The 26,555-nt window shown below is 59.5% G+C and carries 18 protein-coding genes; 3 read left to right on the forward strand and 15 right to left on the reverse strand.

Annotated features, from left to right (window positions below):
* Positions 1 to 3 precede the first annotated feature (3 nt).
* The 6 genes from I6J19_RS03645 to I6J19_RS03670 all read right to left on the reverse strand — a co-directional run bounded on the left by I6J19_RS03645 (position 4) and on the right by I6J19_RS03670 (position 9,994).
* Positions 4 to 1,749, reverse strand: coding sequence for a peptide ABC transporter substrate-binding protein (locus I6J19_RS03645; RefSeq protein ID WP_038626860.1), 1,746 nt, complete (start codon positions 1,747 to 1,749; stop codon positions 4 to 6).
* A 527-nt stretch (positions 1,750 to 2,276) separates the two neighbouring features.
* Positions 2,277 to 3,893 carry a protein adenylyltransferase SelO family protein gene (locus tag I6J19_RS03650; protein WP_187402516.1) on the reverse strand — a complete coding sequence of 539 codons (1,617 nt, stop codon included), beginning with the start codon at positions 3,891 to 3,893 and terminating at the stop codon, positions 2,277 to 2,279.
* A gap of 48 nt (positions 3,894 to 3,941) precedes the next feature.
* The gene (locus tag I6J19_RS03655) at positions 3,942 to 4,700 is read right to left on the reverse strand and encodes an MOSC domain-containing protein (RefSeq protein ID WP_235191276.1); all 759 of its coding nucleotides are present in this window, start codon (positions 4,698 to 4,700) and stop codon (positions 3,942 to 3,944) included.
* 31 nt (positions 4,701 to 4,731) lie between these two features.
* On the reverse strand, positions 4,732 to 6,018 hold the full coding sequence (locus I6J19_RS03660) for a PDDEXK family nuclease (protein ID WP_187402515.1): 1,287 nt from the start codon (positions 6,016 to 6,018) through the stop codon (positions 4,732 to 4,734).
* Positions 6,019 to 6,452: 434 nt separating this feature from the next.
* Positions 6,453 to 8,684: a 3-hydroxyacyl-CoA dehydrogenase NAD-binding domain-containing protein gene (locus I6J19_RS03665; RefSeq protein ID WP_038626854.1), complete on the reverse strand. Its 2,232-nt coding sequence runs from the start codon at positions 8,682 to 8,684 to the stop codon at positions 6,453 to 6,455.
* 74 nt (positions 8,685 to 8,758) lie between these two features.
* The gene (locus I6J19_RS03670) at positions 8,759 to 9,994 is read right to left on the reverse strand and encodes an acetyl-CoA C-acetyltransferase (protein WP_038626853.1); all 1,236 of its coding nucleotides are present in this window, start codon (positions 9,992 to 9,994) and stop codon (positions 8,759 to 8,761) included.
* Positions 9,995 to 10,327: 333 nt separating this feature from the next.
* Between I6J19_RS03670 and I6J19_RS03675 the strand changes: the two genes are divergently transcribed.
* Complete coding sequence (locus I6J19_RS03675; RefSeq protein ID WP_038626851.1) at positions 10,328 to 10,747, forward strand: organic hydroperoxide resistance protein; 420 nt, start codon at positions 10,328 to 10,330, stop codon at positions 10,745 to 10,747.
* 274 nt (positions 10,748 to 11,021) lie between these two features.
* Here the strand turns inward: I6J19_RS03675 and I6J19_RS03680 are convergent, their stop codons facing one another.
* The 6 genes from I6J19_RS03680 to I6J19_RS03705 all read right to left on the reverse strand — a co-directional run bounded on the left by I6J19_RS03680 (position 11,022) and on the right by I6J19_RS03705 (position 17,132).
* On the reverse strand, positions 11,022 to 12,011 hold the full coding sequence (locus tag I6J19_RS03680) for a siderophore-interacting protein (protein WP_038626849.1): 990 nt from the start codon (positions 12,009 to 12,011) through the stop codon (positions 11,022 to 11,024).
* 40 nt (positions 12,012 to 12,051) lie between these two features.
* Positions 12,052 to 12,858, reverse strand: coding sequence for an ABC transporter ATP-binding protein (locus tag I6J19_RS03685; RefSeq protein WP_038626847.1), 807 nt, complete (start codon positions 12,856 to 12,858; stop codon positions 12,052 to 12,054).
* Between the two features lie 36 nt (positions 12,859 to 12,894).
* Positions 12,895 to 13,950, reverse strand: a complete 1,056-nt coding sequence (locus tag I6J19_RS03690) for a FecCD family ABC transporter permease (protein WP_038626846.1) — start codon at positions 13,948 to 13,950, stop codon at positions 12,895 to 12,897.
* Entirely contained in the window at positions 13,947 to 14,867 is a 921-nt protein-coding gene (locus tag I6J19_RS03695) for a FecCD family ABC transporter permease (RefSeq protein ID WP_038626844.1), read from the reverse strand. Before I6J19_RS03695 ends, I6J19_RS03690 begins: the two co-directional genes overlap by 4 nt.
* Before the next feature lie 122 nt (positions 14,868 to 14,989).
* Entirely contained in the window at positions 14,990 to 16,060 is a 1,071-nt protein-coding gene (locus I6J19_RS03700; protein ID WP_038626842.1) for an iron-siderophore ABC transporter substrate-binding protein, read from the reverse strand.
* 181 nt (positions 16,061 to 16,241) lie between these two features.
* Positions 16,242 to 17,132 (reverse strand): class I SAM-dependent methyltransferase, encoded by an 891-nt coding sequence (locus I6J19_RS03705; protein WP_224792278.1) that lies wholly within the window; start codon positions 17,130 to 17,132, stop codon positions 16,242 to 16,244.
* Between the two features lie 93 nt (positions 17,133 to 17,225).
* Here I6J19_RS03705 and I6J19_RS03710 point away from each other — a divergent pair, with 93 nt between their 5' ends.
* A complete protein-coding gene (locus tag I6J19_RS03710) occupies positions 17,226 to 18,404 on the forward strand; it encodes a glycosyltransferase family 4 protein (protein ID WP_187402514.1) in 1,179 nt (392 codons plus the stop codon).
* Here I6J19_RS03710 and I6J19_RS03715 read toward each other — a convergent pair.
* The gene (locus I6J19_RS03715) at positions 18,384 to 20,216 is read right to left on the reverse strand and encodes an MmpA family trehalose lipid delivery protein (protein ID WP_038626838.1); all 1,833 of its coding nucleotides are present in this window, start codon (positions 20,214 to 20,216) and stop codon (positions 18,384 to 18,386) included. The two genes, I6J19_RS03710 and I6J19_RS03715, sit on opposite strands and share 21 nt — an antisense overlap.
* A gap of 92 nt (positions 20,217 to 20,308) precedes the next feature.
* Complete coding sequence (pgfA, locus tag I6J19_RS03720; protein WP_187402513.1) at positions 20,309 to 21,469, reverse strand: cell envelope lipid trafficking protein PgfA; 1,161 nt, start codon at positions 21,467 to 21,469, stop codon at positions 20,309 to 20,311.
* Positions 21,470 to 21,725: 256 nt separating this feature from the next.
* Here pgfA and I6J19_RS03725 point away from each other — a divergent pair, with 256 nt between their 5' ends.
* Positions 21,726 to 22,922: an acyltransferase family protein gene (locus tag I6J19_RS03725; RefSeq protein ID WP_224792279.1), complete on the forward strand. Its 1,197-nt coding sequence runs from the start codon at positions 21,726 to 21,728 to the stop codon at positions 22,920 to 22,922.
* A gap of 6 nt (positions 22,923 to 22,928) precedes the next feature.
* Here I6J19_RS03725 and I6J19_RS03730 read toward each other — a convergent pair whose 3' ends face one another.
* On the reverse strand, positions 22,929 to 26,540 hold the full coding sequence (locus tag I6J19_RS03730) for a DUF3367 domain-containing protein (protein WP_038626834.1): 3,612 nt from the start codon (positions 26,538 to 26,540) through the stop codon (positions 22,929 to 22,931).
* Positions 26,541 to 26,555 lie beyond the last annotated feature (15 nt).

The following is a 26,555-nucleotide window of genomic DNA, read 5'->3' on the forward strand; positions in this document are numbered from 1 at the left end:
GCGCTAGTCCTTTTCAATCATTGGGTAGTCCAAAATGCCATCCCACATCACCACGGCATTACGCAGCTTCGGGTTCCACGCCACCGAAGCATTCGGGTACCACAGAGGGATTGCAGGCAGGTCTTCCATCAGCACAGACTGAGCCTTGACGTAAATCGGCTTGGCCTCCTCTGCGCTCTTTGCCGAGGACGCTTCCTGAATGAGCTTGTCGAACTTCGGATTCGAGTAGTGGTTGTCATTCGCGGAACCACCGGTGGCGAATTGCGGAATCATGTAGTTGGCAACCGATGGGTAGTCCGCTGACCAGCCGGTACGGTAGCCGCTGGTCAGGGTCTCATTAGTGATCTCATCGCGCAGCTGCTTGAAGGTCGGGTAGGCCTTGCCGTGAGATTCAATTCCGAGGGTTTCACCAATCATGTTGGTCACCGCTTCAACCCACTGCTGGTGCCCGCCGTCGGCGTTGTAGGCAATATCGAACGAGCCCGTAAACGGCGCAATTTTGTTGGCCTCGGCCCACAGTTTGCGAGCCTTGTCCGGGTTGTACTTCAACACATCCTGCCCAGGCACATTCGGATCCAAGTCACCGAGCGTCAGTGAGCTGAATTCGCGCGCCGGGGTGCGCGTGCCGAAGAAAATCTTGTCAGTGATGAGCTGGCGGTCAAACGCCATGGAAATTGCTTGACGACGGAGCTTGCCCTCTTCACCCGAAAAGCCTGGCAGATTTCGCGGAATTGCGAAGTATTGCGCTGAGGAAGTTGGGACGTTTGCGCTGGAGTCAGGGAAGTCGGTTTCAAAGCTGGCCATCGCCGTCGGTGGAATGGTGCGCGGCAGCGTGTCCAGGCGGCCTGCCTGGAGATCCGCGTACGCGGTGTCCATGTCCGAGTAGAAGCGGTAGACCAGACCGTTGTTGCGAGCCTTGTGCTCACCGGCGAAGTTATCATTTTTGACCAAGGTCAGCTGGTTATTATGCAGCCACGCACGACCTTCGGCCATCTTGTAGGGACCATTGCCGATGGGGTGTTCACCGAAAGCCTTCTTGTCTTCGAACGCTGCCTTCGGCAGTGGCATAAACGCGACATAGCCGAGGCTGAGCGGGAAGGAGGAATCTGGGGTGGTCAGATCTACGGTGAACTTCAGATCGTCGACCTTTTTCAGACCGGAGAGTGTTTTCTCCGTGGCCTTTTCTCCCGAGACAGCATCAAAGCCCTGCACGTTGGCGAAGAAGGACTGCTGCTTCTGCAGGTTCGGGCCGTAGGCAGCGTAATTCCAGGCATCGATGTAGCTCTGCGCGGTGACGGGTTCGCCGTTGTGGAAGGTCCAGCCCGGTTTCAGCGTGATGTCGAAATGAGTCGAGTCCTCGTTGGGCTTAATTTCTGCCGCATGGTCCAGGATCATCGAGCCGTCGGTGTCGTAGCGCACCAGACCTGAGTAGAGCATGCGGAGGATATCGCCACCACCGGTTTCATTGGTGTCAGTGGTGTACAGCGGCGACTGCGGTTCGGAGTTCTGGACCACAATGAACCCGGCGCCGACCTGTTGCTGGTCAGTGCTGCAGGCAGCAAGTGCAGCGCCCGGTAGGACAATTGCCAGCAAAGCCACCAGGATTTGGCGGACATGCAGCGTGAACTTTCCTTTTTCGCTGAGCGCTGTTGCGTGCAGTTTTGTGGCACGGAACTTCTCTCGCTGTCGGAGCTTCCGCCGGAGTTCCTGCCGGGTGTGGAAGGGGCCGGAGGCAACGGGTCTATGCATCGCGAGCCTTTCTAGATTCTGCCAGCTAGGCGATATGAATTTGGTGATCGGCTCACTCCAAACGACTCAGCTACCCACCTCCCAGCTGCTTAGCAATGGTGGTGGTGAAACCTTTGGTTGTGACGGATTCTAAGGTTTGGATACGACCGTTCAATACAGTCTCTAACCTTACAAGTCCAAAAAACATATGAGTATTGATCAGGCGAACCATCCCTTATTTGACGGTGTCTTTTACCCTCGATTGGGGAGTTAATTCTGTGCAGCGGTGAAAGTCTGTGACACCCTGGCACCCCCGCAGGGGTTGTCCTCTGGTGCTCCGCGACGTTGGCGCTCAGCCAGGCTCCGTCCGCGTTGGGCTTATTCGCGTTGGTCCCATCCTCGGGCCCCGTCCGCGGGCCCCATCCGCGACTTCACGACAGCTATGTCACCTCATGCCACCTCCACAGCTGACACGAGGTGACACCCGTGTCGTGAAGTGGGCTTTGGGGCTTGGTAGAGGGGCGCCGGAGCGCCGCCAAGCCAGCGCATTAAGTCCCGCAGTACGAGTGGAAAGCCCCCAACTCCCGCGGTGCCGGCTCAGTGAACCCCGCTGGGACGTCTTGCAACTCAAAGGGGTTGGTTACCGCCTCCAGCAGGTGCCGGTAGGCGGCCAAATCTCCCGCCCCTGCTTCTCCCGTCGCCCCTGCCTTCGCTAACGCTTCCGTGACCAGGTAGTTTCGCGGAATATACAGTGGGTTTGTTTCCTCCATAAGTGCCAGGGCCGTCGTCTGGTCGATTCCCAGCTCCTCCCGCGTCCACTGCCACAACTGCCCCCACTCAGTCGCGGCAGCGGGGAGCGCAGAATCATCAGACAGCCTGGTCAGCGCGGTCAGCGCAGTGAAATCCTGCCCATCACCATCGGCCAGAGCCTCAATCAGCGCCCGATGAGCATTCGTATGGTCGAGCCCAAACTTCGCCAGCAACGCCTGCCACTGCTGTACCAAGGGGATGGCCAGCGGGTCGTCGTAAAGCGAGGGGAGAATCCCCAACTTGGGCAGCCACCTGCGGCTGAGCGCATCGGTGAACTCGTCGGCGAATTCTCCCAGGATGTCGCGGGCGCGTGCGAGGGCATCCTCCGGGGCGCCTGCGAAATGCGGTAGCAAAGTCTCCGCGAGCTTCGACATGTTCCACCCCGCGATTGTTGGCTGCGCGCCGTACGCGTATCGACCGCCGCGATCAATACTGCTAAACACTGCCCGCGGATCGTGCGCATCCAGAAACGCACACGGCCCAAAGTCGATGGTCTCGCCCGCGATGCTGGCATTGTCGGTGTTCATCACGCCGTGGACAAAACCGCAGGCCAGCCACGCCGCAACGAGATTGGCTTGCCGCTTAACGACGTTTCGGAGAACCGACTCCGCCGAACCCTCGTAGCCATGCCGCTGCGCGGCGAAGTCGATGAGCCGGTCCATGATTCCGGTGTCCGCTCCGGAGCGTGCGACCAGCTCGAACGTGCCAACTCGCAGGTGGCCGGATGCTACGCGCACGACAATGCCGCCCGGTTGAAGTTCGGTGGTGGGATCGGTGTTGTCGAATGGGGTTTGCGAGCCGCGGTAAATCTCTTCGCCAGTTTTGACGACCGCCAGCGCGCGGGTGGTGGGGATGCCGAGCGCATACATGGCTTCGCTGATGAGGTACTCCCGCAGGGCGGAGGTCAGCGTGACTTTGCCGTCACCGCCACGGGAAAAGGGCGTGGGGCCGGTGCCTTTCGCCTGAATCTCGTAGGCCTGGGTGTTGTCGCTGTGGGGTGTCTCTTTGGGGTAATCCGGCAGCCCAGTCAGCCCCGGTTCAGCCTCAACTGTGGCAAGCAAGAGCGCGCGACCATCACCGAGTAGGCCTGCGAAGTTACCGAACTGGTGGCCGGCGTAGGCCGTGGCCATCGGGGTTGTGTATGCGCCGGGTGGGGTATCGGTTTCCTTGCCGACTCCGCGGCCAGTGAGGAACTTCAGGCCAGCGTCTGACCGGAGCCACTGTGGGGAGAGACCGAGCTGGCTCGCGAGTTCGTCGTTAAGCATGACGAGCTGCGGTGATGGGGCGTCAAACCCCTCCTGGTCGATAGCGAGTTCAGGAAGTGCAGTGGGTAGATCAGCGACGTTTCTAGCCATGTGCGCAGTTTAACGGGTAGGCCGGATTGAGAATATGCGCTTTTATGTTCAGGGCTTGCTGAGGCGAGCGGTGTCGTCTTCAAACTCGCCGTTCAAGCGGCGATAGAGCGTTGCTCGCCACCGCTCCGGAAGCTCAGGGGCGGCGAGGAGACGGTGGATGCCCTCGATGTCCTGGCGGTCGATGTTCATGACGCGATTGGTCTCTGCAACAGAGACAGCGCTTGGAAGACGTTTGGCCAGCCGCATGGTGTCACCTTCAGCGATGGTGCCGGGATGAAGGACCCGCAGGTAGTAGCCGGAACGGGACTTCGACTGCATGAGCCTGGGCAGTCGGCGATCACTCCAACGTGCCGAGACCGTGGCACACGGACGACGCGGTTGCGTGACCTGGACTGTCAGATCGTTCAGTTCGAAGATGTCACCCAGACAAACCACCTGGTCAGGAAGGCCTTCTAGCGTGAGATTTTCGAAGAAAGCGCCCTCCGGCAAATCGAATCCATCAGCCGCCCACTGAGCCATGAACTCGAATGGGTAGCAGCACATCGCTTTGTTTGGTCCGCCATGGACCTTCAAGTTGCCCTGGGCGTCGCCGTCAAGGCCGTTTTCTGCGACTATTACGCGGCCCGTGCGTGGTGATTTGGCGGCGCCGGTGCTGATTTCACGGCCGCTCCACTTTTGCGTCACTACCGGCCCGGTGCGGACACGGCGCACTCGGCCGATGAGTTCTGGGAGTTGGTGGCTCGGCTGTGGGCGGCTTGGTTGTTCCTGGCTTGGTCGTTGGTGGCCTGGCTGGGTCTGCGGGCTCATGTCTTGAGTCTGCCATGTGACTGGAAGCGTTTTAGCCAGAAAAGGAGAATTTATATGCGCCTCTTGGAAGTGCGGTAATGGCATCAAACCAGCGTCCGCGCGGTGTCGTTGAGGCTGCCAATGCCTTACGAATCATGCCCGCCGCCGAGCCGTCAAAGATCGCATCCCACGTCAGGTGGATGATGGCGTAGCCGAGGTTGGTGAGTTGGTAGTCGCGACGCCGGTCATGCCAGATGTTGGCGGTGCCCGCGTGGTGTTGGCCGGCGCCAGCGCGCGTTTCTGATTGCACTGTTGATTGCATTCTCGATTGCGCGGGCTCGTACTTCATTCGCCCGTCGCACTCGATGATGATTCCGTGAGCCGGAAGCAGGAAATCCACACGCGCAACGAACACCCCGGCCTCATCTACTATTCGTGGTTGCTGCACAAATGACAGTTTTAGCTCCACGAGCAACGCTTTTGTCACCGACTCAAATGCACTTTCCGACCACGGCGATGCCACCATCAGCACCTCCAGCATGCGGGGTCCACGCACTCGACCCCGTTGGTCGTGCACGTGGGGTAAGAAATCAGTACTGGAAATGGCCACGTGCCGCGGCGCTGCGAGCTGCGGAAACTCCTGTTCAATGTCCCAATTTGGTGGCTCAAAGCGCAGTGGCGCCTCCGGCCACGGCAGGGCTTGCTGAGGCTGCATTCCCGTCGAGCCAAGTGTTCCGACCGAGCCACGCAGGGCGCCGTCGGCAAGCGCGATAGCTTCGACAAAGCGTCGAAAGACCTCGGGTTTGCGGCGCGTGGCATCGTCGACGCGCGGCTGAGCAGCAGCGATATCAACCACGGTTCGCGCCAGAGTAGTGACCCGCACGCCATCGATGGTGGTCGTGGCACTTGGGGGCAATGCTAAGTAATTCTGGTGAAATTGCAGGCCATGGTGTGTTTTAAGTGTCGACGACCCACTTTTTACACTGGAACTGAGCGTCAGCGTTTGCGGAATATCGAGCAGTGGCAGGCTATGTATCAGCGCTGCTGCGATTCCGGTTAATACGCGATCTGGGTGTGCCTGCGAAATGGCAATGCATTGAATCCGTGCCCGGATGAGTTCCGCCTTAATGGCAAGAATTCCTCGTGGAAAATCGCTGTTAGATGGCCATATTCGTGCATCCGCGTAAGTGCCCCGAAACAACTGAACAAGTTCACCGCGCTCGACCGCCCGGCTGAGAATCCCTCGTGCTGTATTTCGGCTGATATGAGTCTGTTCTCGCAGGTGCACAATTCCGGAGGAATTGAAAATGAGCTCGCTCGTTTTCCGCATGGCGGACATTCTCATCGATGGTGCGGAAGCCCGCTGGCCAAAGACCGTTGTAAATCAACTTTCTGTGGATAGTTTTCGGACTGTGGATAACACATCAATTGAGCCAGACTGCAGATCCAAAAGTAACTGTTAAAGGCGTTTACAAGGGTCAAAATTACCTAGACTCGCATGTTTGGTGCCTTTTTTGCCCAAATCCAGGGAGCTGACCTGGGAGTTTCTAATTTGAAGCCCACCAAACATGCGAGTCTGCGTCAAAACACCCCTGTTAAATGGCGATAACCGTTGTTTTCGCTTTACGACGGATCCAAGTCCACCAACCTTCCCGCGAAAAGCCGAAACCCCGACCCGCAGTTTGTTAAAAACTGCCGGTCGGGGCTGGTTGGTGTGCTGTATGGCCGAAGCCGTATGAACTAGTGAACTAGCTAGCCGAGGTGAAAAGAGCCCTACTTCTTCAGGGACTCCGGAGCGTTGAAGCGCTCGCCGTGCTTAGCGGCCAGCTCTTCGGCGCGCTCGACGAAGCCTGCGACACCGCGGCGCTCCGGGCGAGCTGCAGCCGGGTCGACGACAGTGGCGCCGTCGTAGTTCTTGATGAACTGGCGAGTACCACCGGTCCAGGCCGGGTAGCCGATACCGAAGATGGAGCCGATGTTGCCGTCGGCGTCGTGAAGCAGAACGCCCTCGTCGACGCACTTCTGAGTCTCGATGGCCTCGATGAAGAGCATGCGGTCGACCAGCTCCTGCAGGTCGGTGTCTTCCGGAGCGATCGGGGTGATGTTCAGCTCCTCGCGCAGCTCGTTGAACAGGCCCGGCCAGAGACCGGAGCGCTTGCCGTCGACGTACTCGTAGAAGCCCTTGCCCTCGAGCTTGCCCGGGCGTTCGAACTTGTGCAGCATGGCCTCGACCAGAGCCGGCACGCCGCCCTCGTCCAGGGACTGACCTGCAGCCTCGGCGGCAGCGCGGGTCTCGCCAGCGATCTTCTCCATGAGCTTGAGGTTCAGCTCGTCGGCAAGCTGGAGCTGCGGTGCCGGGTAACCAGCCTGGCGGCCAGCGGCCTCGATGATGGCCGGGTCATAGCCCTCGGCAACCATGCGCAGAGCCTCGTTGATGACGGTGCCGATGACGCGGGAGGTGTAGAAACCGCGGGAGTCGGTAACGACAATCGGAATCTTGCGAATTGCAACAGCGAAGTCCAGCGAAGCGGCGAGGATTGCCGGGTCGGTGTTGTCGCCGGAGATGATCTCAATCAGCTGCATCTTGTCCACCGGGGAGAAGAAGTGCAGACCGATGAAGTCCTTCTCACGCTTGACGTGGGAAGCCAGCTCGGTGATTGGCAGGGTGGAGGTGTTGGAACCCAGGATGCAGGTCTCCGGAACCGCGGCCTCGATTTCGGCGTGAACCTTGTGCTTGAGGTCGGTGTTCTCGAAGACGGCCTCGATGACCAGATCGACGTCGGACAGGTCGTCGTAGGACTCGGTCGGCTTGATGCGGTTCAGCAGTGCTGCGGACTTCTCCTCAGTGGTGCGACCGCGCTTGAGAGCCTTCGCCTCCAGCCCCTCAGAGTAGGCCTTGCCACGCTCGGCGTTCTCCAGGGAAATGTCCTTCAGGACAACTTCCATGCCAGCCTTTGCACACACGTATGCAATACCTGCGCCCATCATGCCGGCACCAACGACGGCAACCTTCTTGAACTCGCGCTTCGGGTACGGGGTGCCGTCAGCCTGCAGCGGACGGGAGCCGCCGCCCTGAGCGTGATTGAGGTCGAAGAAGAACGCCTGCATCATGTTCTTCGACTGAGTTCCGGTGACCAGCTCGGTGAAGTAGCGGGACTCGACACGCAGTGCGGTGTCGATGTCGACCTGAGAGCCCTCGATGGCAGCCTGCATCGCAAGGCGCGGAGCCTTCATCGGGGAGCCCTTGAGCTGCTTGGTCAGGTTTGCCGGGAAGGACGGCAGGTTCATTGCGAACTTAGGAGTCTTCGGGTCGCCGCCCGGAATCTTGAAGCCCTTCTCGTCCCACGGCTGTGCGGCCTTTGCATCTTCGCTGGTCAGCCATGCTCGGGCAGTGTCAATGAGCTGCTCCGGAGCAACAACCTCGTCAACGAGGCCAGCTGCGAGAGCCTTGCCTGGGTTCATCTGCGCGCCGGTCAGAATGACCTTCATCAGCGCGTCCTGAATACCCAGCATGCGAACGACGCGGGAGACACCGCCGCCACCCGGCAGGAGACCGAGGGTGACCTCTGGCAGGCCAATCTTGGAACCGCGGGCATCAGCCGCAACGCGGTGGTTAGCAGCCAGCGCGACCTCGAGGCCGCCGCCCAGTGCTGCGCCGTTGATGGCGGCAACAATCGGCACTGGGAGCTTCTCCAGGCGACGCAGGGAGGCCTTCATGTCCTCGACCATGTTGAACATGTCAGCTGCATCGTCCTCAGTGGCCTTGGACATCTGCTTGATGTCGCCACCTGCGAAGAAGGTCTTCTTCGCAGAGGTGATGACGATGCCCTTGATGGAGGTCTCAGAGCCGTCGCCAATTTCGTTTTCCAGGCGCTCCACGGTGGCGCGGATGTCGTCCTGGAAAGTCTTGTTCATGGTGTTGACCGGCGCATTCGGGTCATCCATGGTGAGGGTGACGATTCCGGCGTCGTCCTGATCCCACCGGAACATGTTATCTGTGCTCATAAATCAGTCAGTCCTTTGTGGTTATCGCGGTGTGGCCGCGGTAATTGTCGCTGTGAGTTTCGTTCCGGTTTGCTTTAGACGCGCTCGATGATGGTTGCAACACCCATGCCGCCAGCCACGCAGAGCGAAATGAGGGCGTAGCGGCCACCGGTGCGGTGCAGCTCATCGATTGCGGCGCCGGTGATCATGGCACCGGTTGCCCCCAGCGGGTGACCCATGGCCATCGCGCCGCCGTTGATGTTGAGCTTCTCGTAGTCGATGCCCAGGTTCTGCTGAGCATGCTTGACGACGGCGGCAAACGCCTCGTTGATTTCCCACACGTCGATATCGTCGACCGTCAGGTTGGCCTTGGCCAGAGCCTCGCGGACGGCTGGCTCGATACCGGTGAGCATGATGGTCGGTTCGACACCATTGACGGCGGTGGCGACAACGCGTGCGCGCGGGGTCAGCCCCATGTCTGCGCCAGCCTTCTCAGAACCAACCAGGGTCAGTGCAGCGCCATCGACGATGCCGGAGGAGTTACCTGCGTGGTGGACGTGGTTGATGCGCTCGAGCTGCGGGTACTTCTTCAGTGCAACTGCGTCGAAGCCACCCTGCTCACCCATCATGGTGAAGGCTGCGCGCAGGCCGGCCAGGGACTCTGCGGAGACGCCCTCGCGGATGGTCTCATCGCGGTCGAGGATGGTCAGGCCGTTAGCGTCCTTGACCGGGACGACGGAGCGGTCGAAGCGACCCTCAGACCAAGCCTTTGCGGCACGGGCGTGGGAGAGTGCTGCCATTTCGTCGAGGGACTCGCGGTCAAAGCCGTCAAGCGATGCAATTAGGTCAGCGGAGATACCCTGCGGGACGAAGTCAGTTGCGAACGAGACCTGTGCATCCATTGCCATTGCGCCGCCGTCGGACATCATTGGCACGCGGGACATGGACTCGACGCCACCGGCGAGGACGAGCTCGTCCATGCCGGAGCGGACCTTCTGAGCAGCCAAGTTGATGGCGGAGAGGCCTGAAGCGCAGAAGCGGTTGATCTGGACACCGCCGGTGCGGTACGGCAGACCTGCGGTGAGTGCTGCGGTGCGGGCAATGTCCGCACCCTGGTCGCCGACCGGGCTGACGCAGCCAACGATGAGGTCGCTGATGCGTTCTTCATCCAGCTCCGGGAAGCGGTTGCGAATTTCGTCGATGAGGCCGACGAGAAGTGATACCGGGCGTACCTCGTGGAGGGAGCCGTCCTTCTTGCCCTTGCCGCGCGGGGTGCGAATTGCCTCGTAGATGAAGGCTTCGCCGCCCGGCTGAATGGTGGCGGAAGTCATGTGTTTTTACCTCACAGATTCGTCGTAAAGTGTCGTGCGTCACTATATATGCTCGGGCGGATTCGTGGGTGGAAATCCTCCAAAAATCGGGGGTATTTACATAAGTAATTTCAGCGCGGTTGCAAGTGCTGCTGAGTAGGGGCTGGGGTGTGTGCCTTCACCGGTCGATATGGAGTTAATCACAATAAAGTAAGCGTCAATTCGGGCATGGTCGGGAATAAACCTCGAATGGCGCACTGTTGAACCAGCACGCGAGCATGATGAAAAGCAGTTCGCTGCGACTGATTACGCAACTGATTAGCCGTAACTCAATTCGTTAGGAGTTCTGTTTCAATGGACGCTTTGTACACCACCGAAGCACTGGCAACTGGCGCAGGCCGCGACGGCCGAGTTGTCGTTCCGAATGGCAATCTGGAATTCGATCTGGCAATCCCGAAGGAAATGGGCGGTTCCGGCGAGGGCAACAACCCTGAGCAGCTCTTCGCAGCTGGCTACGCTGCCTGCTACCACTCTGCACTGCAGATGGTTGCTCGTATGAAGAAGGCCGACCTGGGTGAGTCCAGCGTTGGCGCAAAGGTCTCCATTGGCAAGGAAGGCGAGGGCTTCGGCCTGGCAGTCGCTCTTGAGGTTGTTATCCCGAACCTGCAGCACGATGAGGCTCAGGCTCTGGCTGACGCAGCTCACCAGGTCTGCCCGTACTCCAACGCAACCCGCGGCGACATTGAGGTCACCGTCGAGGTCGTCGAGGACTAATTTCGACTTTTCATCTGCATAACCGCGCCTAGCCCGTCGATGGGCGGGCGCGGTTTTTAATCTTTTCCCGCGGATTGACGGGGGTGATTTGAGGGGTGCTGGGGAGAAAATTGACTCGTCGTAGTCTCCCACCTGCGGTTATGTGAAAAACCGGGGGTAATTACATAAGTAGTTTGAGGGCAATCAGCCGTCCAGTCAGCCGTCCAGTCAGCCGTCCAATCAGGCGCCAATCCGGCTGAGCCTCAGCCAGTTGGCAGCGCAAGAGATTTAAAAACTATCCCTTCGCGGCGTAACCCCGCTTCCAATACCCCATGAACGACACCTGCTTCCTCGGAACTTGGCATTCCTTCACCAGCAGCCTCCGCATCCGAATCACCGCTGAAGACTCACCTGCAATCCAAAAGTAAGTCCCGGTTAGCGTCGGATTCGGAGATTCGGTGTTGGCCTTGTCGTCGCCGCTGGAATTGGAAATATCTTCACCCAATTGGGAATAGCTTGGAGTCTCCCACACCAGAAAGTTGGGGTCATCCTCACTTGTCGCCGCCGTATTCCCCTCGAGAACGCTTGACAGTGATTCTCGCGCGACCGGGCTTAGCGCGTTGCTGACAAGCTTCACCAGATTGGAGTACAGCAGCTCGCCCGAAGTGTCGTGCTCATCTTCCGCTCGCGCCAGCCACTTCACCGAGACCCCAGACGGCACCTCTAGCTTCTGGGCATCGCTTGTACATGGAATCTCAATAAACACCTCTCCCTGCACTCTCGCTGGCCATTCCTCCAGAGTCTTCGCAATTGCAGGCAAGGCAGTTTCATCTCCAAGCATCACGATGCGACTACTAGCCCCAGGGGCGAATTCGATGCCGCTGCCGGATTCATCATCTCGTGTCGGTGCGATGATGAGCAGCTCATCGTCGACCTGTGCCTTTGAAGCCCATGCAGACGCTGGCCCAGCGGCATCGGGGTGCAACACGAAATCGATGTCGAGTTCATCGGGAGCTTCGTCGGGCAAGTTGCGTCGAAAAGCGCGGATGGAATACGTGCGGACATAGCCGCGAGTCTCGGGGTCAAGGGTTTTCCAGGTAGCGAACCAATCCCCCTCCGGCAGCTCTGGAAGTTGACCAGCGGCTGGGATAATGACCTTGATACGGAGGTCCCGAATCGTGTCCTTCGGGCCGACATTCTCCACGCCGTGAAGTGTTATGCGCTGAAAGTGTGGGGAAATCTGTCGCGTGCGGGCAACGCGGACGCGGTGTGGCTGGTATCCCATAGGAATCCTTAAATCTGATGAGTTGCTTACATCTACTGAGCTAGTACTGGGCTAGTTTTGAGTGGTGGCGCCCGATGGGCGTAACCGTGGGTAGCCCTGAGACCGGATCGGTGATAACCAGCGATTCGAGGTCGAACGCCTCACGGGTTAGCTCTTGTGTGAGCACGTCGACAGGCGCTCCTGCCGAATGCAGTCGGCCGTCGCGCATAGCGACGAGGACATCCGAATACCGAGCAGCCAGATTGAGGTCGTGCAGCACCATGATGATGGTGGTGCCTCGGCGATGATTGAGATCAGTTAGTAAATCCAGGACTTCTAGTTGATGTTTTAGATCAAGGTAGGTTGTAGGTTCGTCGAGAAGCAGCACATCGGTTTGTTGTGCGAGTGCCATTGCAATCCACACACGCTGACGCTGGCCACCGGAGAGCTCTTCGACGCACCGCCCCGCGAGGTCTGCGACTCGGGTAGCTTCCATAGCTTCGGCGACGATGTCGTAGTCGGCTGAACTCCAGCGACCCAGAATTCCCTGGTAAGGGGTTCGACCACGGCCGACTAAGTCTGCGACAGTGATGCCGTCAGGAGCGATGGGGGTCTGCGGAAGCAGCCCGAGCCGCTTTGCCAATTCGCGGGAAGAATAGGAACCTAGCTCCTTGCCGTCCAGCTCGACGGATCCAGCTGATGGTCGAATCAGACGAGCTAGTGTCCGGAGAAACGTTGATTTGCCACAACCATTAGGTCCGACAATCGAAGTAATCTTGCCTGCTTCGAATGACAAAGTCAGGTCTTTCACAATGGGTTTTTCCCCATATCCAGAAGCAAGGGACTGAGCATTCAGTTGTGCGGACACGGTGAGAGACTCCTTGGTTTGATGAACAAAGCGCAGCTATCGAGATGTTCTGACGAGCAGATAAATCAGAAAGGGCGCCCCGAGTGCGCCGGTAATTACGCCGACGGGGTAACGCGTGCCGAAGAGGTATTGGCCGGCTAAATCCGCGGCAAGCACCAAGAATGCTCCGACCAATCCTGATGGCACTATGAGGTTCGCGCCGGGCCTAAAGATTCGCGTCGCTATCGGGCCTGCCATGAATGCGACAAATGAGATTGGTCCGGTTGCGGATGTCGCCACTGCGATGAGCATGACGGCCCCGACAATAAGGGCCCCGCGAAGCAGGTTCACGCGCAGTCCGAGTGAGGTGGCGATATCGTCGCCAAGCTCCAAGATTGATAGCCTATGCGCGCCAATCAAGAGCAGCGGAGTCACGACAAGAACGGTAATAACCAACGGTAATCCGCGCTCCCACGACATGTTATTCAACGATCCAGTCAACCAACGTGTGGCCGTCGGCAGGTCCCACGCGGAAGCCTTCGATAGTACGTAGGTGGTCCATGACTGCAGCATCGCGGCAATGCCAATTCCTGTCAGAATCAGGCGGGTGCCAGTAAATCCCGATTTGAACGCCAGCAGGTAGGTCAGTGCGGCCACGCTTAACGACGCCATCAGCGCCACCGTTGACACCGCGGTCTGAGAAGCGTGAAACAGCACAATCATGGTCGAACCGGCAGCGGCCGCACCAGCGGAAATACCGATAATGTCCGGTGAGGCTAACTGGTTTCGCAGCATCGTCTGGAAGATTATTCCCGATACGCCAAACGCAAAGCCGGCGATAATTGCAATAGTGGCGCGTGGTAGGCGTAGTTCGCCCACTGTGAAAGATGCCCCGGGGACGGTGTCACCGCGAATGACGCTGAGGACATCGGCAAGGGAATAGAAGGAATCTCCAATCATGAGACTCAGCAGCCACAGTGTGGTCGTAATCGCTGCTAGAACCAATAATGTGAGCGTAAAACGAGTTCGGGCGTGACCGCGTTGTTCTTGGATAGCGTTCGCTAGGTCGCTGGCCCTATTCTGCGGGCGCGTTTCGGGGGCGAGTTTTGTCATAGTTCCCGCATCCTTGTCTGTCGCACAATCCAAATAAACAATGGGGCTCCGAGGAAGGGCATGATGATGCCGACTGCAATCTCGGATTGGTCACCGACGAGGCGTCCGACGGTGTCAGCAAGCGTGAGCAATACTGCTCCTGCCAGGGCGCTTGCTGGGATGAGAACGCGGTGGTCGGTCCCGAGAACCATCCGGAGAACGTGGGGAACGATGAGACCGACGAAGGCGATCGGACCGGTGACGGCAGTGGTGGTTCCGCAGAGCAGCACCGCGCCGAGTGTTGCCAGGACTCGCGTGCGGGTTAAGTTGATGCCGAGGCTGGTGGCGACATCATCGCCAAGAGAGAGTGCGTTGAGGCCGCTGCTGGTTAAAAAGACGATGACGAACCCGAGACCAAGTAACGGGAAAGCGACCGTCAGTGATTCCCACTGCGCGCCGCTGACGGAGCCGATTTGCCAGTTGCGGAACTCGTCCATGACATCGGCGCGCGGCAACAAAATGGCGCTGGTCAAGCTGGATAGAGCGGCGGCCGTGGCAGCTCCGGCAAGAGCCAGTTTGAGGGGAGTGGCGCCGCCGTGACCAATTGATCCCACGCAGTAGACAAACACTGCAGCTGCGAAGGCACCCATTGATGCAAGCAGCATCGTCGGCAGTGTGCGACTGATGTTGAAAAAGGTGATACCGATAACAACTGTTAGAGAAGCGCCAGCAAGAACCCCGAATATTCCGGGGTCTGCGAGCGGGTTTCGAGTAACAGCTTGAAAGGCTACGCCCGAGGTGGCGAGCGCTGCACCCGCGCACAGTGCCAGCACGGTACGCGGAATGCGTGTCCACGCTGCAGCTTCTCCCGCGGTGTCGGTGGCTCCGCCTAAGGCGGAAAGCGCCTCGGTGGGTGTAATGCTGCGTATGCCGAACATCACCGACAGGACTACCGATACCAATCCAAGTATCAGCAAGAGAACAAATACAGCTGACTTGGTGGTAGTCGAAGGCGGGGGAGTGGACTTTGTTGAAGCAGTATGGACTGAGGTCGGCACTATTACTTCTTCAATCCTTCGTTAAGCGCTGCGAAGTAACGGTCGATGCCCCATGGGATGGAGAGCGGAGAGGGGTTCGAGGCGGCTCCTAGCGGGCCATCTTCGAGGAAGGCGATGTTGCCGTTCTTCACCGCTGGAATCTTGGAAAGCAGTGGATCCGTCTGCATATCCTTGACGTTCTTTTCATCCTCGGCTTTATCGCCCGAGGAGTAGGAGATGATGACATCGACGTCATCGAATTGCTCCGGGTTCTCAGTGGAGACTTCAACCCAGAACTTATCGGCAGTCTTGGACTGTTCCTCGACAATCTTCGGTGCTGTAAGACCGTGGTTCACAAGGAATCCCATGCGTGGATCTTCCGTGGAGTAGAAACCAAGCTTGGATGGGTCGGAGCTGCCGCCGAAGGAGGTAAAGAGTGCCTTCTTACCCTTGAGGTTCGGGTATTTCTCAAGAGCGTCGGCAATAGTGACGTCTAAGTTCTCGGACAGCTTCTTGCCCTCATCGGCCTTGCCGATAGCCTTGGAGCTAATCAGGATCATGTCTTCCAATGAAGTACCCCATGCCATGTCTGGGTAGGCAATGACGGGCGCGATCTTGGAGAGTGTGTCGTAGTCCTCCTGCGAAATTCCGGAGTAAGTAGCAAGAATAATGTCAGGTTTTGTGTCTGCGACTTTTTCAAACGGGATGCCGTCGGTTTCATCGAAGAGCACCGGCTTCTTCTCGCCGGAGTCTGCGCCGAGTTCCTTCAGCTTCTCTTCAACCCACGGGAGGATGCCATCGCCGTCATCGTCACCGTAGGTGGCCTTGCTCATGCCAACAGGTACCTGGCCCAGAGCAAGCGGGACTTCATGGTTCGCCCAGCCGACAGTCGCGATTCGCTGTGGGGCCTCCTTGATAGTGGTCTCTCCGAACGCGTGCTTAATGGTCACAGGAAACTGAGTGTTGGTGTCCGAGGCGCTGACACTACTGGCGTTGTTTTCACTGTTCGTGTCGCCGCTGCCGCAGGCTGCCATGGTGAATGCGATGGCTCCGCTGGCCACCGCGATTGCCAGGGTCCTGAAGGTTTTGTTCATGTAGGTCCTTTGTTGTGTGCGAAGAATCTCGTTGAGTACTTCTGAACCCAGCAGTTTACCGAATGTCGACAACAGCAACAAAGGGCAGGCTACCCTAAAGGCAAGGGTGGTGTTGGGGTTGTGGCGTTGGGGTTAAAGTGTCGGTGTGCGTTGAGAGCCCTAAAGGCTTCCTCTATGCCCCCTACCGCTTCCGCAGCACCAGCACCAGGTTCGACACCGCGAACTCGCGCAGCCCTGGCACGTGCACCATCCACCAGGCCCACCACGGGTGGTAACGCGGAAACGCGGCTAGCAGTTCACAGTCGCCAGCCTCCGCCGCAGCGCGCGCCCACTTCAAACCTTCACCGCAACCGACCTTGAACAGGGACTCGCCAAAGTAGTTCTTCGGCCGCTTGCCGTGCTTCTTCTCATACATGCGCCGCGCGCGGTCGCCACCCAGGTAGTGCGTCATCCCCATCTCGTGGCCGCCGAACGGGCCGTACCAAATGGTGTACGAGTAAACGACCAGCCCGCCCGGCTTGGTTACACGCAGCATTTCCTCACCCATCGTCCATGGATCGGGCACGTGCTCGGCAACGTTCGATGAGTATGTCAGGTCAAAAGCATCATCGCGAAACGGCAGTTCCAGCCCCGATCCGCGTACCGATGACTCCAGCTTGATACCCGCCGCCGCCATCTCGCCCACATCTGGTTCACAGGTGTAATATTCCACCCCACGCTGGGCAAATGCTCGGCCAAAGTACCCAGGGCCGCCGCCGACATCAAGGATGCGTTTGCCGCGCAGTGCGGTATTCGTCGTAACGCTTGACGACGTGCCCCCTGCGCCCGGCGACTCCGCCGTACCAGCGGTGCCCGTCGCATCCACCGCGCCCACTGAACCATCCGCGCCAGCCGCGATGCCTTCTAGGAGGCCGATGGTGTCCTCGGCAAGGTGCCCGTAGAAAATATCGGGATCGGTTTGCTCGTATTTGAAGTCGTTGAGCAGCCCAAATGAGCGCGACAGTGTAGCAAAGCTGCGCAGCTCTTTCAGAGCGGGCGGGACGATAAAAGCGGGAAAGCGAAAGCTGGTCACGTCAAACAATCTAATGGACTGGTTGGGTTTGGGAGTATGGATTTGAGCTAAAGCGGCAACGAAAGCCGCGCCGAGCGTTAGGCTCATATTGTTATGAAAATCTTATTGTTGTGTTGGCGCGACACTGGGCACCCCGAAGGTGGAGGCAGTGAGCGCTATTTGGAACGCGTCGCGGGTTACCTTGCCGGTCAAGGTCACACCGTGGTGTTCCGCACGGCCAGCTACCCAGGCGCACCGACGCTGTCGCGTCGTGACGGCGTGACTTTCTCCCGCGCTGGTGGAAACTTCTCCGTCTACGTGCGCTCCTGGACCGCGATGCTGGGGGCTAGATTTGGCGTGGGGCCACTTGCCAAGGCGCTCGGCGGCAAGCCGGATGTCGTGGTCGATACCCAAAACGGTGTCCCCTTTTTCGCGCGGATTTTCTCCGGCGCACCGACGGTGCTGCTGACACATCACTGCCACCGCGAGCAGTGGCCAGTGGCAGGGCCGATTATTAGCCAGCTGGGGTGGTTCATCGAGTCGCGTCTATCGCCGATGATTCACCGCCGCAGCCGCTACATCACCGTTTCCGAACCAAGTGCCGCTGAACTGGTAGAACTCGGAGTGTCGCCCGGGCGTATTGCGGTGATTCGCAATGGTGTGGACCCGATTCCGGAGGAATTGCAGTCGACCGAAATCATGGCAGACCTATCCGAGTGTGACGGTCCGGCACCGCATCTGGTGACGCTGTCGCGGTTGGTCCCGCATAAGCAAATTGAGCACGCCATCGATGTGCTCGCAGATCTCGTGCAGGACCGTCCAGGTGCGATTCTCGATGTTATTGGCTCGGGGTGGTGGCATGACAATCTCGTAGAATATGCCCGTGACAAGGGGGTTTCGGATCACGTGGTCTTCCACGGGCAGGCCACAGAGGCAGATAAACACCGCATCCTCTCCAAGGCGTGTCTGCATCTGATGCCTTCCCGCAAGGAGGGCTGGGGGCTCGCCGTCATCGAATCGGCGCAGCACGGCGTGCCGACGGTCGGTTACCGTTCCTCGGCGGGATTGCGCGACTCGGTCAACGACGGTGAAACTGGCCTACTGGCCAGCGATGAAGCTGACCTAATTACCAAGACACGACAGATTCTCGATAACGGCGAACTGCATCGCGCCATGTCCAAGGCCTGCGTCGCCCGTGCCGCAGAATTTGGCTGGGACAAAACCGGCGAGGCAGTTCTGAATGTCTTGGAAAACCCAACTCTGGACAATCTGCTACCTGCGGCGGGGCAGTAGCGCTTCCTTTACTCCAGCCAATAGTCCCGCCAGTAGCCCAGCGAGCAGGCAAAGAGTCCAGATTCCAAAGGCTATCCACGCAGCTGCATAGGCTCCCTGGCTTGGTTCTGTGGTCGGATCGATAACGCCGGGAACATGGTATAGCTGCAGGTCAGGCGTTTCATAGACGGGATCTAGCGCTGCCACAATGTCAGCTGAATCGCCGAAGTTGCCGGGCGAATTCTCCACTAGGACCCAGCCAACGCCCTGGTCCCGAAGGCTCTGGAGCGCAGACGCAAGCTCCTCCTTCCTCTTTGCACCGCCGAGCAGCGTACGCTCAACGGTTGTGGCTCCCTCGCCAGACACCGACTGCCCAGACACGATCAATTCGCCGGAGCTCACCACCGGAGCGGGCAAAATCTTCGTAGCCGGGTCGAGGACAGGGCGCCCATTAATGATGCGGTAAGAACCGGCAGGTAGAACCGCAACGCGATCGTCGTCAAGCGCGACGACACCGGAAACCGCCGACCAGCCCTCCCATGACGGAATGGGGCGGAGTGGAGCGACATCGGCGGGCAGCGTGGGGACAGCGGCAATGATGATGAGCGCGCTGACGCCAGTAGCCAACCACTGGCCGATATTGACGGTGGCGCTGCGAGCGCGGCGTGCCAGGTACTCCGCACCGCTGGCGGCGAGGATGACATAGGCAGGGACAGCGAGCGCGATCCACTTCTGTGCATCGCGAAGCAGACCCGCCCCCGGGATGTGCTCGAGCGCCCAACCCATCATCAAAATGCCCGGCGTTGTTGCGGCGAGAGCGACGAGCACAATGCTCACGGCGCCGGTGATAATCAGCCCCCGCCAGCGCTCTTGCGAATGCCAGACACGACGGAATCCCAGGCCCATGAGTACCAAGAGCACCAGCACCATGATCGCCGAAAAACCAGCCTCGCGAGTTAGCGGCACAGCCTGCTTATTCCAGATACCGCCCAGCCCCAACAGGCTGCCGAGCGTGCCGACGTGTGCCTCTGCTCTGGCCGCAAATGCGGCAGCGCCAGCAACATCGGAGGACCTAGCTGCACTCGGGTTCAGCAAAGATGCCACCAGCCATGGTGAACTGACCGCCACTGTTGTGGCCGCAACCCAAGCGCGGTCGCGGTTATTGCGGGCGGCAACAATGCCGGTGATACCAGCTAAAAGGGCACCGGTCGGTGTGAGGCCCGCAGCGGCAATGGCGCTGGTGCGCCACAAAGCACTACCCATCTGTGTTGCCAGAACTACTGCCGGAAGTAACAATACGGCGATGACCAGTGACCACTGTCCCTGGAGTAAACGCTCGACCACGAACGGGTTCCAGAGCAGCATCGTCGGTGCGATCAGCTGACTGGCCAAGCTCGGAGTCATGGGGATAAGGCCGGCACTGGATGCGCTACTGGTGCCAGAGCCGTGACGAGTGAACCTGCGGGCGAGCTCAGCAGCTGCAAGACCACCAATCAAACAGGCGCCCACCATGGCGAAGCGCACCCAATGGCTGGCATCCACAAAGTATCCCAGTGCCCACAGTGCGGTGTCCTGAGGGACAGCTCGTGCCGCAGCGGGGCCGAGTCCCAGGGCCGCGTCGGTAAGCGGTGGGTGATTGGGGATGACCATGTCGCGCAGCAGGAATATCGGCGCCCTAAAGCGACCATCAGCCGGGGCCTTGAGGGGCGCAAAGAGAGGCCAGCACACGGCAGCGGTCAGTAAGAGAATCCACGACAACACAAAAACCCAGGCGACTCGCTCCGAATGAGAGCGAGCCGACTGGGTCAGAGTAGTGTGGAAACGTTGTGTCACGTGCCCTATATTAAATTATTTTTCGCTTTCCTCAGTGAAACTTAGGGTAAGCGAGAGCATGAGGCATCTTAAGGGCCTCGTGGCTTGGTCTCTTAGGCAGACTTGCTGCGAATGCGGAAGCCAATCACGATGAGAACCAGGCCGAGGATACCGAGGATCCACGGTGCGACAGTGCCACCGATAGTCAGCGACTTACGTGCTTCCTTAGCGCGGTCCATCTGACGGCCCTTGGAGCCTTCGTCCCACTGAGCGGTGTACTTCATCGCGGTACGGTTCTGCTCCTTGGCTTCCTTCTCACGGCCAGCCTTGGAAGCAATTTCTTCCGCTTCCTTGTCGTCCTTGGCGTAGAACATGAACATCTCTTCAGTACCGTTGACGATCACGCCAGAGGTTGGCTCGACGCGAACAGTACGGACGTTGGTGTAGTAACGATCCAACTCGACGTCGTCGTCACCCTCCAGGCCCCACTTGTGAGCCGGGAAGCTCAGGCGCATGGAAGCCAGCGAGGACTTGTCAGCCTCGGTGAGCTTGCGGCCGTCGCGAGTGAAGTGCTCGGTCAGGGACTCGTAGAGGTTCTGCGGCGGAATGGTCATGGAGTACTTGTAGACCTTGACGCCATCCTGAGTTTCCTCACCGACGAAGTCGATCTCGAAGTTACGCATCGCCTGGACGTCATAGTACGGGTAGGACTTCTTCTGAGCACCAAACGGGAACTGGTACTGGATGCCCGGGCGGGTGAACGTCGGCGGCTTGGTGTCCGAACCACCCTGGGGTGCGTTAATGGCAACGCTGGAGATCGGGTCATCTACCGGGTACGCAGTACTGCGATCAACAGTGATGCGGTCGAGGATCGCATTGATGAGGTTCTTCGGCTCTTTGCGGTCATCGCGCAGCAGGGTGGTACCGACCTGGAGAGTTGCGATCTTCTCGTCAGCCGGCTCCTCGATCTCAACGTGGCGCTTCGACTGCATCGGAGTCTTGTCGTTGATGAAGCAGTGGACCGGGAGGTCGCGCTTCTCTTCGTCCGTCTCTGCCTTGCAACGCGGGTCATTCTTGCGGTTTGGCGTTGGCTCATTCTTGCCCAGCTGGCTGGAGTCCAACAGGGTGCCGTCGCGCACCTCCGTGATGGTGTCGCTCACAGTGTCAAGTGGGATGACCCGGAGGCGAGGCACCAGGAAGGTTGGCAGAAGGACGGCAATGACAATCAATGCAGCACCGATGATAATCAGTGCATGTCCGAGAGTTCTCTTCATCAGCGGATAGTCCTTTAACTGTACGTAACTTTCTGCTGCAAAACCTAGCAGGAAGTTAGGAGTTATGTGGTGTGTTTTTAAAAAATAACTTGTCGGGAAAACAAAAGAGTTTTGGAAAAACAGGTCTGAACAGGATTTATTTCATAATAGAATACAAGTGATTTTACTCATTCCAGTATCCGTGTAAGAAAGTACTATGACGTCCAAGGCATTTGCGGCAGCTCCAAGCGTTAGGCAAGACACAGCGTCGAGCGCTATGCCGAACCCTACGCCGAGCGCTATGCCGAACTCTGCCACCACATTCCGCCCAGGCTTCCTGCCCTCGCTGGAGGGGCTGCGCGCTGTGGCTTCGATGGGCATCATCGGTACGCACGTCGCATTCCAGACCGGGCATGATGTGGGAGCCCTGTGGGAACGCGTCCTCGGCCGCTTCGACTTCTTCGTGGCTGTTTTCTTCGTGCTGTCCGGATTCCTGTTGTGGCGTTCTCACCGCTCGGGTTATGGCGGAATCCCCCGTCGTAAAGCATTGGCCGATGCCGACGGCGGACGGAAGAAGAGCTGGGCGAAGTATTACAAGAAGCGCGTCGCGCGCATTATGCCTGCGTACTGGGTGCTGGTGCTTATTGTGCTCATCGCACTGCCGGTGGGGCGTGGCGCGGATCTCAAGATTTGGCTGACAAACCTGACGCTGACACAGGTGTATTTCTCCGGCTCTCTGCACGGTGGGTTGACGCACCTGTGGTCATTGTCGGTGGAGGTCGCGTTCTACATCGCGCTGCCGCTGTTTGCCATCGGGCTTAGCCGGTTGGACCCACATCGCCAGCAGGGGCGCCGCATAGTGGCAATTTCCCTGCTCGCAATCTTGAGCTTCGGTTGGCCCTACCTACCGCTGCCGTACCCGGAAGGCGTTAACCCGCATATTCAGCCGATCGCATACTTTTCCTGGTTCGCAGCTGGCATGATTCTCGCCGAGCTGGAATCGCTCCAGGGTGTCGATACCGATGCTGCCCGCGCGAGGGTGGGAACCATGCAGCGCTGGGCGCGCCGCCGTTCGCTGTGGCTGGCTATCGCCGTGGGCGCGCTGGTGCTGGCTTCCTACCTGGGGCCCGAAGGACTAGTCGAGCTAACCAACTGGGAATTCACTCGCCGCCTGCTGTGTGGGCTGGTCTTCGGTGCCGCCATCATCGGCCCCTGGACGATGGCGCCGGAATCGCGCTTCCTCGAACACCCCATCATGCAGGCGCTGGGGCGCTGGTCTTACGGCATCTTCCTCTGGCACGTGGCGATGCTCTCCATCGCATTCCCGCTGCTTGGTGTGAAGCTATTTACCGGCCATCTGCTCAGTGTCACCATTGTTACGGTCGCACTGTCGATTCCCGTGGCCGCCGCCTCCTACGCGCTCGTCGAGGAACCTGCCCGCCGCTTCTTCGCACGCGTCTGGGTCAACCGCTAACGGCTCTTAATCAGCGGCGTTGTCGGTGTTGTCGACGTCGCTGTCGGTGTCGTCATCAGCACCGCCATCGGAAAGCATCGAGCAGCACGCCACGATCGTCAGCGCCGCCGTCACCAGTAACTGAAGCGGCCAGTCGGCACCGGCGTAGTCATCCTTCGGCCACGGGTTCGCCGCCAGCACCAAGCCCGCAATCGACATCGTCGCAGCAAGTGTCACAATAAGGGCGTTTCGCACGTTCAGCCATGGCTTGACGACGTCCCCACGCTTCCGTGCCCAGAAAACCGCACCAAGGGTAGCGGCAACCACCACGAGGGCAACGACCACGCCAGGCCAGCTGGATACCAGTGTCACTGTCGCGGCAGCCGCAATGCCAATAGCCGCCCGCGGCAAGTCATTGCTCAGCGAAGACGCGGGAATCGGGGTGGTGAGAGCGAAGCGTCGCCAAGCGAAAGCCAGCCCCACAGTGACCAGTGCGTACACGGTTGCGAGTGCGCCGCCTGCCAGGATGCCAGTACGCCAGGTCTGCTGCGGTGGGTAGGTCAGCTCGACCGCACCACCAATACCGGCCGGAATCGTCCAACCCTGCTGCCAACCAGAGACCGTTACCGGCTTCATGGCGGCGCCTCCGACACGGAGCTCATGGCCAGCATTGACAGAGATTGGCAACCACACGATGCGATCGTGGTCGGCAGAGTCAATGGGATTGTTCAGATCGATTGGCGTCACTTTCTGCTGCTCAGCTGACGGCGCGAAGTAGTCAGTCGAGGTGAGCGACACCCAATCGGACTTGGCATCGATGCGCCATGGCCCCGGTGAGAGCTCAATCTCTTCACCACAGGTCAGCTCGCGGTGATCAGAGCCGTCACCGCGCTGGAGGCTGGCCCACGGGGCTCCGATGCTGCTGCGGCAGGTATCAGCATCGACCTTTACCTTTACCGGCTTCGGAACGGTGAACAGGCGCACCAGCGTGCCCTCATGAATCTCCTGGCCGAAGACCCAACGCTGAGCCAGCGAAGAGGAATTCGGCACCACCGGGACACGAACCGGCGTGAGGTCCTCCGCTATATCCTCGGTGGAAAGTTCCGCCTCTTCATCGGAATCGGGACTGCTGGATTCGAATGCGTCGAAGCCAGTGTCTCGCTGTGGAATCACCAGGCCTAGCTCGGAGATAGCGAAGCCTACAGGAGCAATCTTTGCTGTGATGAGCACAGATGTGGTCTTGCCGCCGGGCAGCGGAATACGAGTCGTCTCACCCGGGACCAACTGTACGGAGCTCGAAGCCGTATCAGTCTGGATGCGCAGTTGCACCGGAACGCGAGCACCGGTCAGGCTGAGCACTGCGTTATCGGTCGGTTCCTTCCACGACAGTTTGACCCACTCAGCCTGGCTCTTGCCCGCCAAGGGTTCCCACCAGGTGGAGGTGTCGCCGTCGAGCATTGCGGTGACCGAGTGGTCAGCCGATGCACCACCGACGTTGTATGGCTCAGAGGCCGACGACGAAACCTCAATTGTGGCGCGACCCGTTGCTGTCTGCGTCAGTGGCAGTCCCACGACGGGGTAGTCCGGAACGAGGTTGCGGACATATGAGTCCTCGTCTTCGGCCAGGATTGCTGACTCCGCGCCGACGACTTCACCATAGTTGCGGCCGCGGCGGGCGGGCGTGTCGGTGACAGTGCCGGCATTCTTGCCAGACAGGATGCGCACCGGAGCATCGGAATCGACTTCGTCAAGCCGCGGGAGCACTTCGGGGCCGCCGGCGACCAGCGGTATCTGGGTAGTGTCTACCAACCGCGGTGAAAGTGCGTGATTGCGCAGCTCCTTCGGGCCCGCACCCCAAATCTGGATAGCGGTATGGCCGTCCTCGTCCGCGAACTCCGCCACCTTTTCCATGGTCGGGGAGTCCTGCAGCGTGGAAGTGATGGCGCGCAGCGAATCGCCCCTCGAGGTAACTCTCAAGTCGTGGCGGACCAGCACGTAGCCGATACCGTTGTTGCGCAGGGTGGCATCCAGTGCCGGTACCTCACGGCCCCGAGTCAGTGAATTGCGCAGACCATCGAGGCCGCGAATCGCCTCTGGAGGCACTAGTGGCACGGTATCGCGGACGGCCCAGGGCACGTCGGCGAGCGGCTGGAGCGGTTCGTCGCGAGTATTGCCCCATGTCTGATCAGCAAACGGCGATGACGGCACCACCAGCGTGCGGGTGTCCTCGCCCTGCTCATTCAGCCAGTCGGCCGCTTCGTGCCAGTAGCCCGGAACCTCGGAAAAACCACCTGTCGGAGCGAGGCGTGCGCTCCACGCAGGGGCGGTGGCGCTGGCGATAACCACCAGAACCAGCATCGATGCGATAGCGCGCGGGTGCTTCTCCGGGTGTAGCCACTGCTGCCAGCCAGTGGTCGCTGAATCGCTCGCCGTCTCGTTCGTGTGCTCGTTCGCCGGCTCTCGCCACGGCCATGGCAGCTGGGCTGTCGCATGAGCGAAGCCGATGACAAGTGGCAGACGCACAATAGTGTCGAATTTGTGCAGGTTGCGCACTGCTGCGAGCGTGGAATCGAGCACCTCTCGAGCCGATTCCCACGCCAGCCCGAACGGCTCCGTCCAGGCCGCCATGATGACAAGCCCGATGAGCAGCATCATCAGCCACATTCGACGCAGCGGAAGTGAGCGCATGACCAAGCCAAGTAGGCCAATCGCCGCTACAGCCAGGGTGGCGTAAATGAGAATGGGCTCCGCGACCAGCGCATTTCCGCCGACTCGCTCGAAAGAGACAAACGGTGTCCACGAGGTGGAACCGCGGAGCGTCTCGCCGAGACTCAACCAACGAGTGGTCACACCGGAGGACTCAATGTAGTCCGTAAACGGTGGTGAGTACTTGCCCAGCAGGAGCAGCGGCACAATCCACCACATGCTGACCGCTGCACACGCAGCCAGCCAACCGCCGAGCATCGCCCACGCACGCCCGCGACGAGGCCCCGTAAAAGCGAAGAAGAGCAGCATCAGACCTGCGGGGATGCAAGCTGCCGCTGTACTGACCGCATTGACCGCGCCAGTGCACAGTACCGCTAGGCCGGACAGCAATACGGCACGGGCAGTCGCACGCCAGGGCAGTTCCTCGCGCCGGGCTGCGACCCGCAGGAGCGGAAGCAGAATCCACGGTGCCAGTGCGACCGGCCAGGTCTCGGACGAAATCGCGCCCAACGTCGTAATCACGCGCGGCGACAACGCGTACAACAATGCCGCCAATACGCGAGAGGTATGCGTGCCGACGTTTATAGCTTCGGCCACGCGATATGCGCCGGTAAAAGCCACGCAGAGAGTAAGGCTCCACCACAGCGTCTGAATCAGCCAGCCGGGCGCTAGGACATCGGGCAGCAAACTAAACAGCGCGAAGAATGCGCCCTGTGGAAAGAGATAGCCATATGCCTGGTTTTGGAGCTGTCCCAGCGGCATGGTGTCTGACCACATGTTGAGCGAGGCGGACAAAAACCCGATGGGGTCTTCTGTCAGGTCGTGCTTTGTGTCAGCGACAGTCTTGCCGGGGGACTGGATGAATGCCAGCAGGCACAGCAAAGCCCACCAAGGTACAAGCACGCGCTTACGCGCTCGAACAAAGGTGGGCATAGCTTTAAAGGAGGG

Origin of the sequence: Corynebacterium amycolatum, assembly GCF_016889425.1 — a bacterium.
Taxonomy (GTDB): Bacteria; Actinomycetota; Actinomycetes; order Mycobacteriales; family Mycobacteriaceae; genus Corynebacterium; species Corynebacterium amycolatum.

Excerpts from the sequence above, each read along its gene's own strand:
- I6J19_RS03645 (WP_038626860.1), bottom strand. The coding sequence starts at position 1,749 with ATGCATAGACCCGTTGCCTCCGGCCCCTTCCACACCCGGCAGGAACTC.
- I6J19_RS03650 (WP_187402516.1), bottom strand. The coding sequence starts at position 3,893 with ATGGCTAGAAACGTCGCTGATCTACCCACTGCACTTCCTGAACTCGCT.
- I6J19_RS03655 (WP_235191276.1), bottom strand. The coding sequence starts at position 4,700 with ATGAGCCCGCAGACCCAGCCAGGCCACCAACGACCAAGCCAGGAACAA.
- I6J19_RS03660 (WP_187402515.1), bottom strand. The coding sequence starts at position 6,018 with ATGTCCGCCATGCGGAAAACGAGCGAGCTCATTTTCAATTCCTCCGGA.
- I6J19_RS03665 (WP_038626854.1), bottom strand. The coding sequence starts at position 8,684 with ATGAGCACAGATAACATGTTCCGGTGGGATCAGGACGACGCCGGAATC.
- I6J19_RS03670 (WP_038626853.1), bottom strand. The coding sequence starts at position 9,994 with ATGACTTCCGCCACCATTCAGCCGGGCGGCGAAGCCTTCATCTACGAG.
- I6J19_RS03675 (WP_038626851.1), top strand. The coding sequence starts at position 10,328 with ATGGACGCTTTGTACACCACCGAAGCACTGGCAACTGGCGCAGGCCGC.
- I6J19_RS03680 (WP_038626849.1), bottom strand. The coding sequence starts at position 12,011 with ATGGGATACCAGCCACACCGCGTCCGCGTTGCCCGCACGCGACAGATT.
- I6J19_RS03690 (WP_038626846.1), bottom strand. The coding sequence starts at position 13,950 with ATGACAAAACTCGCCCCCGAAACGCGCCCGCAGAATAGGGCCAGCGAC.
- I6J19_RS03695 (WP_038626844.1), bottom strand. The coding sequence starts at position 14,867 with ATGTTCGGCATACGCAGCATTACACCCACCGAGGCGCTTTCCGCCTTA.
- I6J19_RS03700 (WP_038626842.1), bottom strand. The coding sequence starts at position 16,060 with ATGAACAAAACCTTCAGGACCCTGGCAATCGCGGTGGCCAGCGGAGCC.
- I6J19_RS03710 (WP_187402514.1), top strand. The coding sequence starts at position 17,226 with ATGAAAATCTTATTGTTGTGTTGGCGCGACACTGGGCACCCCGAAGGT.
- pgfA (WP_187402513.1), bottom strand. The coding sequence starts at position 21,469 with ATGAAGAGAACTCTCGGACATGCACTGATTATCATCGGTGCTGCATTG.
- I6J19_RS03725 (WP_224792279.1), top strand. The coding sequence starts at position 21,726 with ATGCCGAACCCTACGCCGAGCGCTATGCCGAACTCTGCCACCACATTC.
- I6J19_RS03730 (WP_038626834.1), bottom strand. The coding sequence starts at position 26,540 with ATGCCCACCTTTGTTCGAGCGCGTAAGCGCGTGCTTGTACCTTGGTGG.